The sequence below is a fragment of the Billgrantia ethanolica genome (genome assembly GCF_021404305.1).
GTDB classification, from domain to species: Bacteria; Pseudomonadota; Gammaproteobacteria; order Pseudomonadales; family Halomonadaceae; genus Halomonas; species Halomonas ethanolica.
The window spans coordinates 155,919-172,717 of the sequence record NZ_JABFTX010000002.1 but is presented as its reverse complement, the minus strand read 5'-3'; the positions used below and the strand labels follow the sequence as shown (position 1 = coordinate 172,717).

At 66.7% G+C, this 16,799-nt stretch carries 15 protein-coding genes; 7 read left to right on the top strand and 8 right to left on the bottom strand.

What is annotated here, in order from left to right; genetic code table 11:
* From hisS to HOP53_RS09630, 5 genes are all read left to right on the top strand, one after another.
* On the top strand, positions 1-1,314 hold the full coding sequence (gene hisS, locus HOP53_RS09650) for a histidine--tRNA ligase (RefSeq protein ID WP_267955319.1): 1,314 nt from the start codon (positions 1-3) through the stop codon (positions 1,312-1,314).
* 34 nt (positions 1,315-1,348) lie between these two features.
* Positions 1,349-1,993 (top strand): YfgM family protein, encoded by a 645-nt coding sequence (locus tag HOP53_RS09645; protein ID WP_234269831.1) that lies wholly within the window; start codon positions 1,349-1,351, stop codon positions 1,991-1,993.
* Positions 1,990-3,156: an outer membrane protein assembly factor BamB gene (gene bamB / locus HOP53_RS09640; protein ID WP_234269830.1), complete on the top strand. Its 1,167-nt coding sequence runs from the start codon at positions 1,990-1,992 to the stop codon at positions 3,154-3,156. Before HOP53_RS09645 ends, bamB begins: the two co-directional genes overlap by 4 nt.
* Entirely contained in the window at positions 3,153-4,556 is a 1,404-nt protein-coding gene (gene der, locus HOP53_RS09635; RefSeq protein ID WP_010626635.1) for a ribosome biogenesis GTPase Der, read from the top strand. Before bamB ends, der begins: the two co-directional genes overlap by 4 nt.
* Before the next feature lie 96 nt (positions 4,557-4,652).
* Positions 4,653-5,291 (top strand): hypothetical protein, encoded by a 639-nt coding sequence (locus HOP53_RS09630; RefSeq protein ID WP_234269829.1) that lies wholly within the window; start codon positions 4,653-4,655, stop codon positions 5,289-5,291.
* Here HOP53_RS09630 and HOP53_RS09625 read toward each other — a convergent pair whose 3' ends face one another.
* Positions 5,292-6,176 carry an ATP-binding protein gene (locus HOP53_RS09625; RefSeq protein ID WP_234269828.1) on the bottom strand — a complete coding sequence of 295 codons (885 nt, stop codon included), beginning with the start codon at positions 6,174-6,176 and terminating at the stop codon, positions 5,292-5,294.
* A gap of 119 nt (positions 6,177-6,295) precedes the next feature.
* Here HOP53_RS09625 and HOP53_RS09620 point away from each other — a divergent pair, with 119 nt between their 5' ends.
* Entirely contained in the window at positions 6,296-7,096 is an 801-nt protein-coding gene (locus HOP53_RS09620; protein ID WP_234269827.1) for a M48 family metallopeptidase, read from the top strand.
* Between the two features lie 55 nt (positions 7,097-7,151).
* Positions 7,152-7,412, top strand: coding sequence for a hypothetical protein (locus HOP53_RS09615; RefSeq protein WP_010626631.1), 261 nt, complete (start codon positions 7,152-7,154; stop codon positions 7,410-7,412).
* Between the two features lie 50 nt (positions 7,413-7,462).
* Here the strand turns inward: HOP53_RS09615 and HOP53_RS09610 are convergent, their stop codons facing one another.
* The 7 genes from HOP53_RS09610 to tsaC all read right to left on the bottom strand — a co-directional run bounded on the left by HOP53_RS09610 (position 7,463) and on the right by tsaC (position 16,772).
* Positions 7,463-9,763 (bottom strand): dipeptide ABC transporter ATP-binding protein, encoded by a 2,301-nt coding sequence (locus HOP53_RS09610; RefSeq protein ID WP_234269826.1) that lies wholly within the window; start codon positions 9,761-9,763, stop codon positions 7,463-7,465.
* The gene (locus HOP53_RS09605) at positions 9,760-11,502 is read right to left on the bottom strand and encodes an ABC transporter permease subunit (protein WP_234269825.1); all 1,743 of its coding nucleotides are present in this window, start codon (positions 11,500-11,502) and stop codon (positions 9,760-9,762) included. The genes HOP53_RS09610 and HOP53_RS09605 overlap by 4 nt, the downstream gene beginning before the upstream one ends.
* Positions 11,499-12,479 (bottom strand): ABC transporter permease, encoded by a 981-nt coding sequence (locus HOP53_RS09600; protein ID WP_234269824.1) that lies wholly within the window; start codon positions 12,477-12,479, stop codon positions 11,499-11,501. Before HOP53_RS09600 ends, HOP53_RS09605 begins: the two co-directional genes overlap by 4 nt.
* 83 nt (positions 12,480-12,562) lie before the next feature.
* A complete protein-coding gene (locus HOP53_RS09595) occupies positions 12,563-14,182 on the bottom strand; it encodes an ABC transporter substrate-binding protein (RefSeq protein ID WP_234269823.1) in 1,620 nt (539 codons plus the stop codon).
* A 106-nt stretch (positions 14,183-14,288) separates the two neighbouring features.
* Positions 14,289-15,113 (bottom strand): shikimate dehydrogenase, encoded by an 825-nt coding sequence (aroE, locus tag HOP53_RS09590; RefSeq protein WP_234269822.1) that lies wholly within the window; start codon positions 15,111-15,113, stop codon positions 14,289-14,291.
* A gap of 148 nt (positions 15,114-15,261) precedes the next feature.
* Positions 15,262-16,182: an oxygen-dependent coproporphyrinogen oxidase gene (gene hemF / locus HOP53_RS09585; RefSeq protein WP_234269821.1), complete on the bottom strand. Its 921-nt coding sequence runs from the start codon at positions 16,180-16,182 to the stop codon at positions 15,262-15,264.
* A gap of 32 nt (positions 16,183-16,214) precedes the next feature.
* The gene (gene tsaC, locus HOP53_RS09580; RefSeq protein ID WP_234269820.1) at positions 16,215-16,772 is read right to left on the bottom strand and encodes an L-threonylcarbamoyladenylate synthase type 1 TsaC; all 558 of its coding nucleotides are present in this window, start codon (positions 16,770-16,772) and stop codon (positions 16,215-16,217) included.
* Positions 16,773-16,799: the final 27 nt, after the last annotated feature.

Sequence of the window (16,799 nt, the reverse complement as noted above, 5' to 3'; positions counted from 1 at the left end):
TTGAGCAAGTCCGACAGCAGCAAGAAGAAGATCCAGGCCATCCGCGGCATGAACGACCTATTGCCGGACCGGTCCGCCCTGTGGCAGTACTTCGAAGGCAAGGTACAGGCGCTGACGCAGCGCTACGGCTACGCCGAGATCCGCACTCCCATCGTCGAGCAGACAGCACTGTTCGCCCGCTCCATCGGCGAGGACACCGATATCGTCGAGAAGGAGATGTACACCTTCGAAGATCGTAACGGCGACAGCCTGACCCTGCGTCCCGAAGGCACGGCCAGCTGCGTGCGCGCCGCCATGGAGCACGGTCTGCTGCACAACCAGACCCAGCGGCTGTGGTACCAGGGCCCGATGTTCCGTCACGAGCGCCCGCAGAAGGGCCGCTATCGCCAGTTCCATCAGGTCGGCGTGGAAGCCTTCGGCCTGGAAGGGCCGGACATCGATGCCGAGGTGATCCTGCTCTCCGCCCGCCTGTGGCGGGAGCTGGGCCTCATCGATCACGTCACCCTGGAGCTCAACTCACTGGGCTCCAGCGAGGCGCGCGCCGCCTATCGCGACAAGCTGGTGGCCTATTTCGAGCAGCACCGCGACCAGCTCGACGAGGATTCCCTGCGCCGCCTGACCAGCAACCCGCTGCGCATCCTCGACTCCAAGAACCCGGACATGGCGCCGATGCTGGCCGATGCGCCCAAGCTGATGGATCATCTCGACGACGCCTCGCGGGAGCACTTCGAGGGCCTCACTGCCCTGCTCCAGGCTGCCGGCATCGCCTACGTGATCAATCCACGCCTGGTACGCGGCCTCGACTACTATGGCCGCACCGTGTTCGAGTGGACCACCACCGCGCTCGGCAGCCAGGGCACCGTGTGTGCCGGCGGCCGCTACGACGGGCTGGTCGAGCAGCTCGGCGGCAAGCCGACCCCCGCGGTAGGCTTCGCCATGGGTATCGAACGGCTGGTGCTGCTGCTCGAGACCCTGGAGCTGGTGCCCGACTCCGCCCTCGGCGAACTGGACCTCTACGTGCTGCCCATGGATGATGTCGCCACCACCCAGGCCATGTTGCTTGCGGAAAGAATCAGAAGCGAGCTGCCCGAGCTTCGCCTGCAGCTGCACTGCGGCGGAGGCAGCTTCAAGAGCCGGATCAAGAAGGCCGACAGGAGCGGTGCCCGCCTGGCCCTGCTGCTGGGTGAAGACGAACTGGATGCAGGCCGCGCCACGCTGAAATTCCTGCGCGAGGAGCGCGAGCAGATGAGCCTGGATCAGGGCGCTCTGATCGACACCCTCGCCAGCATGACGGCGAGCGACGAGCGCGCCTGATCGAACCGCATATTGCAGTGAAAGGAGACCGCCCGTGGCGGAGCTGAGAACCGAAGAAGAGCAGCTGGAAGCCATCAAGCGCTGGTGGAAGGAGAACGGCACGGCGCTGATCGCCGGTGTCGCCATCGCCATTGCCGGCGTGGTCGGCTGGAACGCCTGGCAGAACTACCAGGAGAACCAGTCGGCATCGGCCTCCATGCGTTACCAGCACCTGGTCAACCTGACCGACAGCGGCGAGATCGACGAAGCCCGCAGCCTGGTCACCGAGATCACCGACAACCACGGTCGCACCCTGTATGCTGACCTGGCGCGCCTGATCGACGCCCGCCTGGCCGTGGAGACGGGTGACCTCGACGCCGCCCGTGGGGTGCTCGAAGGCGTGATCGAATCCAGCAACCGTGACTACGTGCAGGGCCTGGCGCGGCTGCGCCTGGCCAGACTGCAGGTGGCCGCCGGCGATGCCGAGGCCGCCCTGGACACGCTGGCACGGGACATCCCGGCAGCCCTCGCTGCCCAGCAGGCCGACGTGCGCGGCGATGCCCTGCACAACCTGGGACGCACCGACGAGGCCCGTCAGGCCTGGCAGGAAGCGCTTGCCGTCGCCGAACAACGCAATCAGCCGATCTATGGCGTCCAGCTCAAGCTCGACGACCTGGGTGCCGAAGAGGCCACGCTATGAAGACGACTCTCGCTCGCAAGACCACGCTCGCCTTGGTCGCCACGCTGACCCTCGGCCTGCTCGCCGGCTGCGCCAACCGCGCGGAACCACGCTACACCCCCAAGGAGCTGCAACGCTTCGAGGCCCGCGCCGAGCTACGCAGCGACTGGCGCCAGCGCGTGGGACAAGGCCTCGGCCGCGCCGTCTACCCCATTTCGCCCACCCTCGACGGCGGGGTGATCTATGCCGCCGACGAACGCGGCCGACTCATGGCCGTAGCGGCCGACAGCGGTGAGCGACGCTGGCAGACCGACCTCGAGGTCGGCGTATCCAGCGGCCTGACGGCGGCGGCCGGGCAGATCTATCTGGGCACCCGCAACGGCGAAGTGCTCGCGGTGAGTCAGGCTGACGGCGAGGTCATCTGGCGCTCGCGTGTCGCCAGCGAAGTACTGGCCGCGCCCCAGCCCAACCAGCAGCTGCTGGTGGTGCAGAGCGTGGACGGCACCGTCACCGCGCTGGATCGGCGTACCGGCCAGGAGCGCTGGGTGTACAACACTACCGAACCGGCCCTTACCCTGCGCGGCACCGGCACCCCGTCGGTGATCGACCCGGTCACCTTCGTCGGCTTTGCCAGCGGCCGCCTGGCCACGCTGGACAACCGCAGCGGGCAGCCGCTGTGGGAGCGTCGTATCGCTGTACCCCGCGGACGCAGCGAGATCGACCGCATGGTCGATCTCGGCGGCCAGCCCGTGCTGACCCCCGACGGCCGACTGTTCGTGTCCAGCTACAATGGACGCCTGACCGCTCTCGACGCGACCAGCGGCGAAACGCTATGGGAGCGCGATCACTCCAGCTATCAGACTCCCGTGCTGGTGGGCGACCGCCTGTTCACCGTCAGCGAGGCCAGCCATGTGACGGCCTTCGACGCCCGCACCGGCGAGGAGGTATGGCGCAACCGCGACCTCGAGGGCCGCTGGCTGACCTCCCCTGCCTTTGCCGACGGCAACCTGGTGGTGGGCGACTTCGAGGGCTACGTCCATCTGCTCGACATTCAGAACGGTCGCTTCACCGCGCGTACCCGGGTCGACAGCTCCGGTATCAGCGTGCGTCCCATTACCGACTTCCGGCGCCTCTACGTGCTGACCAATAACGGCCGCCTGGAGGCCCTGGAAATTACCCGATGACCCCTGTGATCGCTCTGGTTGGCCGCCCCAATGTGGGCAAGTCGACGCTGTTCAACCGCCTGACCCGCAGCCGGGATGCCCTGGTGGCCGACTTCCCGGGGCTAACCCGCGACCGCAAGTACGGTAACGGCATGCTGGGCGACAAGGCCTATACGGTGATCGACACCGGCGGCATCAGCGGCGACGAGGAGGGTATCGATGCGGCCATGGCCGAGCAGTCGCTGGCCGCCATCGACGAAGCCGACATCGTGCTGTTCCTGGTCGATGCCCGCGCCGGCCTGAATGTCGCCGACGAAGCGATTGCCAACCACCTGCGGGTCAACCAGAAAAAGACCTGGCTGGTGGTGAACAAGACCGACGGCCTGGAAGAGCACTCGGCCATGGCCGATTTCTGGCAGCTGGGCCTGGGCGACCCCCGTCCCATCGCCGCCGCCCACGGCCGCAACGTCACCAGCCTGATCGAGGAAGTGCTGGCGCCCTTCCCCGAGCGCGACCTGAGCATCCCGGCAGATACCGGCACCAAGGGCATCCGCATCGGCGTGATCGGCCGGCCCAACGTGGGCAAGTCGACCCTGGTCAACCGCCTGCTCGGCGAAGAGCGTGTGGTGGTGTTCGATGAGGCCGGCACCACCCGCGACGCCATCGAGATCCCCTTCGAGCGGCGCGGCAAGCCCTACGTGCTGATCGATACCGCCGGCGTGCGGCGACGCAAGAACGTCAGCGAGATCGCCGAGAAATTCTCGATCATCAAGACGCTGGAGGCGATCAAGGAGTGCCATGTCGCGATCATGGTGCTCGACGCCCGCTCGGGCCTGGTGGAGCAGGATCTGCATCTGCTCGACTACGTGCTCACCACCGGGCGTGCCCTGGTGCTGGCGGTCAACAAGTGGGACGGCCTCGAGCACGAGGCCAAGGAGAAGATGCGCGCCGACATCAAGCGTCGGCTGGGCTTCGCCGACTACGCCGATCTGCACTTCATCTCGGCGTTGCACGGCACCGCCGTGGGCGACCTCTACCCGTCCATCGAGCGCGCCTTTGCCTCGGCCAACAGCCACTGGTCGACCAACCGTCTCACCACCCTGCTGCAGGATGCCGTCAGCCAGCATCCGCCGCCGCTGGTGCATGGGCGACGGATCAAGCTGCGCATGGCCCACCAGGGTGGCAGCAACCCGCCGATCATCGTGGTTCACGGCAACCAGACCGAAGCGCTGCCCGAGTCCTACAAACGCTTCCTGACCAATACGTTCCGCAAGGTGCTCAAGGTTCGCGGCACCCCGATTCGCTTCGAGTTTCGCTCTGGCAACAACCCCTTCGACCCGCTGGCCGGTGCCAGCGACCGGGAGAAAGCCAAGCAGCGCGAGCTGGGACGCACTCGGGCCGCACGCAACAAACGCCGCTGATACCTGTCAAAACGCCCGATCGCCAGATCGGGCGTCACCCTGGCCATCCCCGCTACCACCCCTTAGCTTGAGTCGTTCATCCAACAGGAGGAACCGATGTTCCTGAGTCGAGTGTCGTCGTTCTTGCTGCCGCGTCGCCGTTGGCGCCTGCTGGCACCGTTGAGCCTGTCCCTGCTGCTTGCCGGCTGCCTGGCCCTGCCCCAGACCGGCCTGTTCGCTTTCCGCCTGGCGGTGACCTCGCTGGGTGTGGAAGACGTGCGCATCGGCCCCTATTCGATCCAGGCCGGCCTCGACACCAGCGACATCGCCTCGCTGATCGCCTCCAGCCTCGGTGCGGGCAGCCTGCCGGTGCAGGCCACCCTGGCCATGGGACTGGCGCTGCCCGTCGGCATGCCGGCAGTGGAGATGTCGGGGTTCCGCTGGACCCTGGACGTGCCCGGCGCCGAGCCGGTCAGCGGCAACTATCAGCAGGACGTGACGCTGACCTCGGGTGACGACACCCGCCTGCGTCTGCCGGTGGAATTCGACGTGCTGGCCACCGACCAACGTCGCCTGGCCCCGATGGTGGAGCTGGCCACGCAGCTGGCAAGCCGGGGCGAGCTGCCGGCAGGCAGTGAGCTCGCCATTACCCCGGGCAGCCTGCGCGGCCTGGGCGTAACCCTGCCCGCCGGGCTCTTTACGCCAACTCTGCGCTTCGCCGTGGGACAGGATGGAGAGCTGACGCCGCAGCGCTGATCACTCGCCCCGCCGACGCCCTGCTTCATGCAGCCGACGGCGCCCGACCCACTGACAGGCGAACTGCCAGGCCCCTCTGCCGCTGCGCCCACCGCGCAGCGTGGCGTAGCGGATCGCCTCGGCGCGAGCCTCGGCGTCCCAGTCCTTGGCGCTGCCAAGGTGCGTGACCCAGTGGCAGCAGGCCTCCAGATAAGTGTCCTGGCTGAAGGGGTAGAAGCCCAGCCACAGGCCGAAGCGGTCGGAGAGCGAGATCTTCTCCTCCACCGCATCACCGTGGTGAAGCTCCTCCCCCACCAGCCTCGAGCCTTCGTTGTCAGCCATGGACTCCGGCAGCAGGTGACGGCGGTTCGACGTGGCGTAGAGCAGCACGTTTTCGGGCGGGCCGGTGAGGGCACCGTCGAGCACGCTCTTTAGCGCCTTGTAGGCGTCGTCGTGGCCCTCGAAGGAGAGGTCGTCGCAATAAACCACGAAGCGCTGCGGCTGATGGCGCAGTTGCTCGACCAGCATGGGCAGGCCAGCCAGATCGTGGCGGTCGACCTGCACCAGACGCAGCCCCTCCGGGGCCAGACTGTTGAGCAGCGCACGAATCAGCGACGACTTGCCGCTGCCGCGCGAGCCCCACAGCAGCGCATGGTTGGCCGGCAAGCCCTGCAGAAAGGCGCGGGTGTTGTCGACCAGCGCCAGCTTCTGGCGCTCGATGCCCAACAGGTCGTCGAGGGCGAGGCTGTCTCGTGGCGGTACCGGCAACAAGCGGCCACCCAGCACATGGCGTTGCCACAGTGCGGCCACGTCCCGCGTCCAGTCGACCTCCTGCGGGGCGGGCGGCAGCCAGTGCTCCACGTGATCCAGCAGGCGGCCAAGGCGTCTGCTCAGCTCGGCATCCATCGGCATCTCCTTGGAAGTTCCATGCTTCGTGGTTGACGTTGCGTCGTTACGGGGTATCTTGTGGCGAACCGTCACCGACGTCCAGGGTCTCAAGGGATCTGAAGAACGAGGAATCGAACATGCGCTGGATTCGTTATGTTGCTGTGGCCACCCTGGCCCTGACCCTTACTGCCTGTACCACCTCGCCCACCGGCCGCCAGCAGCTCACGCTGATGTCGGATTCGCAGCTCAACCAGATGGGCCGTGAGGCCTTCGATCAGTACCAGCAGGACCTGCCCCCCGCCGGTCAGGCCGAGCAGCGCTATGCCCAGTGCATCGCCAATGCGCTGATCGTCGTGCTGCCGGAGCGCGAACGCGACCAGGACTGGCAGATTCGCGTGTTCGAATCGGAACAGGCCAACGCCTTCGCCCTGCCCGGCGGCTACATGGGCATCAACACCGGCCTGCTGCGGGTAGCCCGCAATCAGGACCAGGTCGCTGCCGTGGTGGGCCACGAGATCGGCCACGTGCTGGCCCGTCACGCCAACGAGCGCGTCTCGACCCAGACCTCCACCCAGCTGGCGCTGTCGGTACTGGGATCCGCAGCAGGTATGCAGGGTCCTGGCGGCGAGCAGCTGATGGGCGCCCTGGGCCTCGGCGCCCAGTATGGCATCATGCTGCCCTTTTCGCGGCGCCATGAAACCGAAGCCGACATCATCGGCGTACAGCTGATGGCGGACGCCGGCTTCGACCCGCGTGCCAGCCTCGACCTGTGGGACAACATGGGCGCCGAGGGCGGCGCCCGTCCGCCGGCCTGGATGTCCACTCACCCCAGCCACGGCCAGCGCACTCAGGTGCTGCAGCAGGAGATGGAAGGCGCCATCGCCCGCTATGAACAGGCGCGCCAGGCGGGAAGGCAGCCCAACTGCCAGCGCCCCTAGGGCAACACCGATGCATTGCTGCGCTCGACAAGACTGGTAGACGACTGGAAAACGAATGCTGAGACTAGGACTGCTGCTGTTGACCCTGCCCATCCTCGTGTTGATGGGCCTCTACTTCTGGGAACTCAGCAGCGTGCGTGAATGCACCCTGATCCAGGGCGGCTACTGGGACTACCTCGATGGCGTGTGCCGCTCCACCCCGCAGCCCTTCGTGCCCTGGGTGGAACGTCAGCCCTGGCTGGTCAACGGCGGCATGCTGCTGTCGGTGGCCGGCGTGGTGCTGTGCATGGCGGGGCTCTACGTCAAGCGACGCTGACTCACGACCGCGCAGGGCATGGCCCTGCGCGGTACTCACCTGCCGAGTCTCTACTCATAGAGATAGCACGCCACCGAATGCTGATCGGCGACCTGCCGTCGCTGAGGCGAAGCCTGCGCCTGGAAGCGCACGCTAAGGGCTCCCTCTCCGCCACGCTCGATGCGACCGGCTTCGGCCAGCGCCGGATGCTTGGCCCGCATCACCTCGATCAGCTCGCGCTCCGCGGCCTCGACACTCCCCCCACGCACTTGCAGGTGCACGTCTAGCCCTGCCACCTCGGCGCTACCCAGATGCTCGATTTCGCGCCCGGCGATGCGCCACTCGCTCAGGGCGGTCATGACGTCGCGCCCCTCCCAGCCGCAGTGGGCCATGGCCCTGGGGCAGCGGGTGTGGAAGTGGCAGCCGTTGGGCGGCTCCACCGCGCTGGGGATCTCTCCGGCACTCTCCAAGGGCGGCTTGACCACGCTGGGGTCCGGCTCGGGACTCGCCTCCAGCAATAGCTGGGTATAGGGGTGCTTGCGCTCGCGCACCACCTGCTCGGTAGGCCCCACCTCGACGATCTCGCCCAGGTACATGATCGCCGTGCGATCCGCCACGTAACGGATGGTCGGCAGGTCATGGCTGACGTAGACGAAGGAGATGCCCAGCTCGTTGCGAAAGCGATGCATCAGATTGAGCACGCCGGCGCGGATCGAGACGTCGAGCATGGAGACCGGCTCGTCGGCGACGATGAAGCGCGGCTCGAGCACGATGGCCCGGGCGATGGCGACCCGTTGGCGCTGGCCGCCGGAGAGCTCGTGGGGAAAGCGCTCGGCATACACCTCGGCCGGCTTGAGCCCGGCCCGCTCCAGCGCCTCCACCACCTTCTGGCGCAGCGCCTCACCCTCGGCCAGGCGATGGATGATCAGCGGTTCGGCGACGATGTCGAAGATGGTGAAGCGCGGATTGAGGGTCTGGTAGGGGTCCTGGAAGATCATCTGCGCCCGGCGCCGGAACGTCTTCAGTTCGCGGCCGGTGAGCTGGGCGATATCGGCGCCCTCGAAGCGAATCTCCCCCTCGGTGACGTCGAGCAGGCGCACCAGCATCTCGCCGGTGGTGGTCTTGCCCGAGCCCGACTCACCGGCCAGGCCCAGGATCTCGCCCTCGCGCAGGTCGAAGGAGATGCCGTCGACGGCATGCACCTTGCGGTCCTTGTTACGCCCGCGCAGGCCGTCGAGGAAGCCCTGCTCCACCGGGAAGTGCTTCTTGAGCTCCTCTACTTCCAGCAGCAGCGGTGAATCGGCATCTTGGTGCTCGATGGAGCCGGCGCCCTGTACCGGCTCGTTCAAGCGCTCCCCCACTATCGCCCAGGTCTCGTTGAGCGCCGCCTTCATGCGGAAGGCTTCGGCCTGGTCCGGATAGTGGCAGGCCGCCTGGCGCTCCTCGCCCACCGAATGCAGCGGTGGCGTTTCGCGCACGCAGCGCTCGGTGGCGAAGGGGCAACGCTCGGCGAAACGACAGCCCGCTGGCGGATTGAGCAGGTCCGGCGGGCTGCCGGGAATCGAGATCAGCTCGCGCTGAGCGCCCTCGAGGGTCGGGAAGGCGTTGGTCAGGCCCATGGTGTAGGGATGGAAGGGCGTGCCGAACACCTCCCGCACCGGCCCGGTCTCCATGATGTGGCCGCCATACATCACCGCCACCCGGTCGCAGGTCTGCACCACCACGGAGATGTCATGGGTGATGAACAGCAGCCCCATGCCGCGTTCACGGCGCAGCTTGGAGAGCCGCGCCAGGATCTGCGCCTGGGTCACCACGTCGAGTGCAGTGGTCGGCTCGTCGGCGATGATCAGCTTCGGGTCCAGCGCCAGGGCCATGGCGATCACCGCGCGCTGCTTCATGCCGCCGCTCATCTCGTGGGGATAGGCGGAGAGCCGGCCCGGGTCGATGCCTACCGCACGAAACAGCTCCTCGGCGTGGGACCAGGCGGCTTTGCGGTCGATCTTGATATGGGCGCTCATCGCCTCGAGGATCTGGCCGCCCACGGTGTAGACCGGGTCCAGCGCGTTCATTGCCGACTGTGAGATCCAGGCGATCTCCTTCCAGCGCACCTTGCGCATGCTCTCGCCGTCGAGCCCCACCAGGTTACGCCCGTCGAAGTCGATGCGCCCGCGCGGCACCTCGCCGTTGGGCGGCAGCAGCCGCAGCATCGCCTTGGCCGCGGTGGTCTTTCCGCAGCCAGATTCGCCCACCAGCCCCAGCGCCTCGCCGGGACGCAGGTCGAAGTGGATACCGTCGACGGCCTGAACCGGGCCCGCACCGGTGCGGTAGTGAATGGCCAGGTCCTCGACCTTCAGCAGTCGTTGATCGGTCATCGGCGTGCCCTCAGACGTGGGTTGGCGACCAGCTCCAGCGAGCGGGAGATGAAGAACACGGAGAGTACCGTGATCATGATGAACAGCCCCGGCGGCAGGTTCCACCACCAGGCGTCGCGCCAGGCGCCGGAGAGCCGCGCGTTGTGCAGAATGCCACCCCAGGAGATCGACTGGGGCGGCCCCAGGCCGAGGAAGGAGAGCGTGGCCTCGGCGATGATCGACACCCCGACGATGATGGCAAGCTCGAGGAACACCAGCGGCATCACGTTGGGGAAGATGTGCAGATACATGATGCGCAGGTCCGAGGCACCGGCCACCCGTGCCGCCTTGACGAAGGGCCGCTCGCGCAGGCTGAGCACCTGGGAGCGAATCAGCCGCGCCACGGTACGCCAGGTGAGCAGCGACACGGCAAGGATGACGATCAGCAGGCTCGGCTCGAACAGCAGCACCAGGATCAGCGCGAAGGGCTCGAAGGGGATGCCGTACATCACGTCGACGGTACGCATCAGCACGGTCTCGGTGCGGCCGCGGAAGTAGCCGGCGATTAGCCCCACGTTGGCACCGATCAGCACCACCAGGGCGGCACCGATGAAGCCCACCAGCAGAGCGATGCGCGAGCCGTGCACGTTCTGGCTGTAGAGGTCACGACCGAGGTGATCGGTGCCGAACCAGTGCTCGCTGGAAGGCGGTGCCAGGCGATTGACGAAGCGGTCCGAGCCCAAGGCGAAGTAGCCTTCCCCGGTGACCATCAAGGTCCGCAGGTGACGCTCCTCCTCGCTGGGCACCAGTTGCCACTCGTCCGCCTCGCGCTCGAACACGATACCGCTGCGGCCCACGGCGAAGGCTTGGCCCTCGTCGGTGACCCAGCCGGCGCGCATGGCGCGGGAGTCCGGCGAGTCCTGGCTCTGCCAGCGCTCGCCCACGGCGCTGCGCGCCAGCAGCGTGCCGCGTTCGCCGACGATCAGGCCGTGGCCGCTCTCGGCCAGGTGGATGTGGTTGAGGTCGCGGTTGGTGGGCAGACGTTCAAGCGACAGGCTGTCGTCGTCCGGGTCGAGACGCAGGGTCAGGCCGCGTTCGCCCACCATCCAGGCGCTGCCGTCCGCATCCAGCGCCACCGAGTTGAGTCTCATGCCGCGTCCCAGCGGGCTTTCCAGCGCCTCGAACTCGCCGCTGGCAACATTCAGGCGCAGGATCGTCTCGTCGACGCCCACCAGCAGCGCCGTGCTATCGTCGAGCCAGGCCACACCGGTCAAGGCCACTGACACCGGTGCCTCGATAGCCAGCCACTCGCTGCCCGCGGCGGCATCGTCGAGCAGGGCGATGTTGCCACCCACGCCCACCGCCAGCGCGGCACCGTCGGGGCCGATGGCGACGTCGATCAGCGTAGCGGCCAATGGCGTCTCGAGTTCGGCCCATTCGCCATCGCGATAGCGCCAGGTGGCGCCGTCGCGCCCTACGGCCAGCCCCACGCCGTCGCGATAGTCCGCCGCGTTGAGGGTGCGCTCGCCGAGCGCGGGCAGCTGCACCCAGCGCGTGCGCTCGCCGTCGACACTGCGCCCCAGCAGCGAGCCCTCTTCGCGCTCGTTTATCGCCAGCGGTTCATGTGTGGAGAGGAACGGCGCGAACAGCGCCATGCAGATGATCGACAACAGCACCACGACGCCCACCAGGGAGAGGCGATCGCCGATCATCGCGCGCAGCGGTTCCTGCGCGCTCTTGAGTATGCGGGATCCGATCATTTGAAGCTCACCCTCGGGTCAAGCAAGGTGTAGAGAATGTCCACCAGCAGGTTGAGCGTGACCACGAAGGCGGCCATCACCAGGAAGCTGGCCTGAGCCAGGGGGAAGTCCGAGGTGCGCACCGAATTGAGTATCTCGCGCCCCAGCCCCGGCCAGGAGAACACCACCTCCACCACCACCTGTCCGCCGGCGGCCAGGCCCACGGTCACCGCCAGTTGGGTCACCACCGGCAGAAGTGCGTTGCGCGCAGCGTGGGCGTAGAGGATGCGACGCTCCGGCAGCCCCTTGGCGCGGGCCATCTCGATGAAGTCCTCGCCGTACACCTCGAGCATGGTGTTGCGCATGATCAGCAGCGGCGAGCCCAGGTAATAGAGTGCGACCACCAGCGCCGGCAGGATCAGGTGGTGCAGGAAGTCGAGGGTGAATATCTTGTCGAAGAAGCCCGTGGCCTCGTAGGGCAAGGTACGCATGCCGCTGGTGGGCAGCCAGCCCAGGGCGATGCCGAATACCAGAATGGCGATCATGCCGGTCCAGAACATCGGCGCCGAACGGAACATCAGACCGACGAAGATGCCGGTGGTGTCGGTACGGCTGCCGCGACGCCAGGAGAGCCAGGCCCCCAGCGGCACGCCCACGGCGTAGGCCAGCAGGATCGCCGGCAGCATCAGCACCATGGTGTTGCCGAGCCGTTCCCAGATGATGTCGGCCACTGGTGCGCGGTAGTGGAAGGAGTAGCCGAAATCGCCTTGCAGGATGTTGGCCAGGTAGATGAAGTACTGCTCCCAGATCGGCCGGTCGAGACCGAAGCTGGCGCGAATGCGCTCACGCTCCTCGGGGCTCAGGCCCTCTGTGATCAGAGCGGCGGTGGGGTCGGGCAGCCCCAGGCGGAACAGGAAGAACAGCATGGTGGCGATGATGAACAGCGCCATCAGGCCGTGCAGCACACGGCGTATCAGGTAGCTTCTGCGTGACGACATGGAAGACTCGCTCTTGACGACTGGCACTCCCTCTCACCGCCTTGTGAGCGGTGAGAGGGAAACCTACGCGGCTCGGAAAAGGCTTACCTGACCAGGCGGCCTTCGTCGTCCCAGGAGTAGCCGGCTTCCTCGAGCTCGGCCCGGGCAGCCTCCATATCGAAGTCGAAACGCTCGACGAAGGGGTCGTGCCAGAAGGTGTTGACCGGCGCGATCACGCTGGAGCCCACCTCGCCACGACCGTCGAGCAGCACGTTGACCATGCGATCGCGGTCGGTGGCCATGGTCAGGGCACGGCGCACGGCACGGTCGTCGAACGGCTCGCGACGCAGGTTGTAGGTCATGTGGAAGTAGCCGAAGTCGGGCACGTTGACCACGGTGAGGTGATCCTCGCTCTCGGCCAGGCCGATCTGGCCGGGCTCCATGCGCCAGGCGGTGACGTCGATCTGACCGGTCTGCAGACCGGTATAGACGCCCTCCATGTCGGCATAGATGATGAACTCGACGCCGTCCACGGCGATCTCGTCGGCGTGGAAGTGATCCTCGAACTTGCTCAGCGCCATGAATTCACCGCGGTCGAAGCGCTCGTGCACGAAGGGCCCGGAGCCGACGGTGGGAATCTGCGAGGGCGACAGCGTGGAAGCGTCTTCGATTTCCTCCCACAGATGCTTGGGCAGGATCGGGATCTGCGACAGCGAGATGCTGGCGAAGGAGGCCGAAGGCTCACTCAGGTGAAAGTGCACGGTGTATTCGTCGACCTGCTCGGCCCGCTCCAGCGCGGCCAGGTAGGAGTTGAAGTAGCTGTAGTCCTGGTCGAGATAGTAGTTCCAGGTGAAGGCGACGTCATCGGCAGTGACCGGCTCGCCGTCATGGAAGGTCATGCCCTGGCGCAGGGTGACGGCCACGGTGTTGTCGTCGACCTGAGCCACCGACTCGGCGGCCCAGGGTAGCGGCTCCACGTCGGCGGAGAGACGTACCAGGCGGTCGTAGTAGAGGCGCATCCACTTCCAGCCCCATACCGAGGTGGACGCCAGCGGATTGAGGTTGTCCGGCTCCTGCGGGCCGCCGATGCGCAGGGTGGCGCGATCGCCCACCGGGCGCGCCTCCATCGGTCCCCACTCGCTGTAGAGCCCCTCGCCGGCCATGGGATTGATGCCTTCGAAGGCGTCGTGATTGAAGGCCACTACCTCGTCGCGATGGAACAGCACCACCAACGGCGCGTCGGGCTTGTAGAACTCCTGCATCTCCTGAACGATGCGCTGGCGCTCGTCCAGATCGAAGGCCTGGGACTGCTGGTCGAAGAGCGCATCGAACTCCGGGTTCTCGTAGCCTCCCGGGTTGTTGCCGCCGAGGTTGGACTGGCGTGAATCGAGAGTGCTGAGGAAGAACTGCGGATCGAGACGGTCGGTGCGCCCACTCCAACCGAGAATGGTCGCGTCGAAGTCCTGCTGATCGTAGAAGCGTTCCAGCGCGGTGCTGAACTCGGTGGGCTGGACGTTGACCTCGAAGCCCAGTTCGCGCCAGCGCTCGGCGATGATGAAAGCGGCTTCGTAGCGGATGGGATCGTAGGACTCGGTGGTGGTCATCAGATCGATGGAAGCGACACGCTCCTGAGCCAGGACCTGGCCTGTCAGCGTCATCAATCCCAGACTCACCGCTGCGGTAATTAGCTTGCCGGGCACTCCGGCCCTGATCTTGTTATTCACTAATTTTTCCTCGGATTGTAGTTGTTATTCGCGCCGAAAACGCGGTCCGGCACGAATATCTCCAATCCAACCTAGGGAGCAGCGTTGAAGGTGTCAACCCTGTGCTTCAACGCTTGTCCTGCAGCCACTGCCTGAGCATTTCACGCACCGGCCCCGTCTCCGGACGCTTGTTACGCCACAGGAAAAACGACTCCGCGGCCTGCTCCACCAGCATGCCCAGCCCGTCGATACCCCGCGCCCCACGGGTCTCGGCCCAGCGCAGGAAGACGGTGAGCTCGGCGCCATACATCATGTCGTAGGCGCTGGCTCCAGGAGCAAAAAGCGCATCGGGCAACGGCGGCAGCTCGCCGGAAAGACTGGCACTGGTACCGTTGACCACCAGGTCAAACGGCCCCACGACCGCGTCGAAACCGCCGCCATGGATCTCGCCCAGATCGGCGAAATCCGCCGCCAGCGCCGCGGCCTTGGCCGCCGTGCGATTGGCCACCAGCACACGTGCCGGTCGCATCGCCAGCAGCGGCTCCAGCACCCCACGCACCGCACCACCCGCGCCGAGCACCAGGATGCGGGCCCCTTCCAGCGCCACGCCATGGTGCTGAAGGTCGCGCACCAGGCCGATGCCGTCAGTGGTGTCCCCATAAGTGAGGCCGTTCTTGCCCAGCACCAGCGTATTGACCGCCCCGGCCCGCTGAGCGCGACGGCTCAGGGTATCGCAGAGCCGAAAGGCCTCTTCCTTGAACGGCACGGTGACGTTGGCGCCGCGTCCGCCCTGGGCCACGAAGCGCTGCCAGGCGCCGGCGAAGTCGTTCAGCGGCGCCTCGATGGCGGTGTAGTCGATATCCTCGCCAGTCTGCGCGGCAAAGGCGGCATGGATCTGTGGCGACTTCGAATGCGAGATGGGGTTACCGAAGACGCAGTAGCGGTCAGTCATGAAGAAATTCCTCATACATGGGGAAGCGTCTGAATAGCTATCGAGCGACATGAAGCGCAAGGCGCCCGGAGCGCAGCAACCGGAGCCTATGGGTTATAGGTGAGGATTGCGAGCACCGCGTAACGCAGCGATTCGGTCGCGCAGATGCTTAGTCAGCGCTTTCACTCAGCCAGTCGCGGGGACGTAGATAATCCCGATACAACACCTCTTCGGCGCTGCCCGGCTCGGGCGTCCAGCCATACTCCCAGCGCGCCAGCGGTGGCATCGACATCAGGATCGATTCGGTACGCCCACCGCTCTGCAGCCCGAACAGGGTGCCGCGGTCCCACACCAGGTTGAACTCCACGTAGCGGCCGCGACGGTAGAGCTGGAACTCGCGTTCGCGCTGGCTCCAGGGGGTGTCGCGCCGGCGCCGGACGATGGGCAGGTAGGCGTCGAGGAAGGCATCCCCCACCGCGCGCTGGAAGGCGAAGCAGTCGTCGAAGTCCCACTCGTTGAAGTCGTCGAAGAACAGCCCGCCCACGCCGCGGGTCTCCTCGCGGTGCTTTAGATAGAAGTACTCGTCGCACCAGGCCTTGAAGCGCGGGTAGATCTCGGCGCCGAAGGGGGCGCAGGCGTCGCGGGCCACCCGGTGCCAGTGCACCACATCCTCGTGCACCGGATAGTAGGGGGTGAGATCGAAGCCGCCGCCGAACCACCACACCGGCGCCTCGCCCTCCTTCTCGGCAATGAAGAAGCGCACGTTGCCGTGACTGGTCGGCACGTGGGGGTTCTCGGGGTGCAGCACCCAGGAGACGCCCACCGCATGGAAGCCGCGACCGGCAAGCTGAGGCCTGGCCGCGGTGGCCGAGGGCGGCAGCCGGTCGCCGTAAACGTGGGAGAAATTGACCCCGCCCTTCTCGAACACGCGACCGCTCTCCATCACCCGGGAACGCCCACCACCACCGGCTTCGCGCTGCCAGCTCTCCTCGCGGAAGCCGGCGCCACCGTCCTCGGCGGCCAGCCCGTCGCACAGCCGGTCCTGCAGGTCGAGCAGGTAGTTCTTCACCGGTTCGAGATTGGCTCGCACCTTGTCTCTCCTCGTCGCTGACTGGTCTATGCCTAGGCCCGCAGCACCCGACCGCTGCGCAGATCGCGAATGGTGCTGGGCCGGTCGAGCCCACCCAGCTCGCCTTCGACGATGGCATCCAGCTCGTCGCCGAAGATCTCGCGCACCTCGGCGGCACTCATGGCCGAGGGTTCGCTGGCCTTGTTGGCCGAGGTCGAGACGATCGGCCCGCCGAAGGCCTGACACAGCGCGACGACGCCCTGATGATCGCTGACGCGCAGCGCCACGCACTCATGGGCACCGCGCACCAGCGCATGGGTACGGCCGTTGTGCGGCACCAGCCAGGTATTGGGCCCCGGCCAACTGGCGACTAGTGGCGCATGCAGCTCCGGCGGCAGCCCTTCGAGCCAGGGGGCGAACTGCGCGATGGAAGCGGCGATAAGAATCAGCCCCTTGGCCGGGTCGCGCTCCTTGAGCCGCAGCAGGTGCGCCACGGCCTCGTCGTTGTCGGGGTCACAGCCCAGCCCCCACACACCTTCGGTGGGGTAGGCAATCACGCCGCCATCACGCAGCGCGGCAACGGCGGCATCCAGGGTATCGGCCACGATCATGGGGTCTCCTGCGGGCAATGCAACCGC

What these genes read in the sequence shown, in the direction of transcription:
- bamB (WP_234269830.1), top strand. Translation starts at nt 1,990, where the DNA reads ATGAAGACGACTCTCGCTCGCAAGACCACGCTCGCCTTGGTCGCCACG.
- der (WP_010626635.1), top strand. Translation starts at nt 3,153, where the DNA reads ATGACCCCTGTGATCGCTCTGGTTGGCCGCCCCAATGTGGGCAAGTCG.
- HOP53_RS09630 (WP_234269829.1), top strand. Translation starts at nt 4,653, where the DNA reads ATGTTCCTGAGTCGAGTGTCGTCGTTCTTGCTGCCGCGTCGCCGTTGG.
- HOP53_RS09625 (WP_234269828.1), bottom strand. Translation starts at nt 6,176, where the DNA reads ATGGATGCCGAGCTGAGCAGACGCCTTGGCCGCCTGCTGGATCACGTG.
- HOP53_RS09620 (WP_234269827.1), top strand. Translation starts at nt 6,296, where the DNA reads ATGCGCTGGATTCGTTATGTTGCTGTGGCCACCCTGGCCCTGACCCTT.
- HOP53_RS09615 (WP_010626631.1), top strand. Translation starts at nt 7,152, where the DNA reads ATGCTGAGACTAGGACTGCTGCTGTTGACCCTGCCCATCCTCGTGTTG.
- HOP53_RS09610 (WP_234269826.1), bottom strand. Translation starts at nt 9,763, where the DNA reads ATGACCGATCAACGACTGCTGAAGGTCGAGGACCTGGCCATTCACTAC.
- HOP53_RS09605 (WP_234269825.1), bottom strand. Translation starts at nt 11,502, where the DNA reads ATGATCGGATCCCGCATACTCAAGAGCGCGCAGGAACCGCTGCGCGCG.
- HOP53_RS09600 (WP_234269824.1), bottom strand. Translation starts at nt 12,479, where the DNA reads ATGTCGTCACGCAGAAGCTACCTGATACGCCGTGTGCTGCACGGCCTG.
- aroE (WP_234269822.1), bottom strand. Translation starts at nt 15,113, where the DNA reads ATGACTGACCGCTACTGCGTCTTCGGTAACCCCATCTCGCATTCGAAG.
- tsaC (WP_234269820.1), bottom strand. Translation starts at nt 16,772, where the DNA reads ATGATCGTGGCCGATACCCTGGATGCCGCCGTTGCCGCGCTGCGTGAT.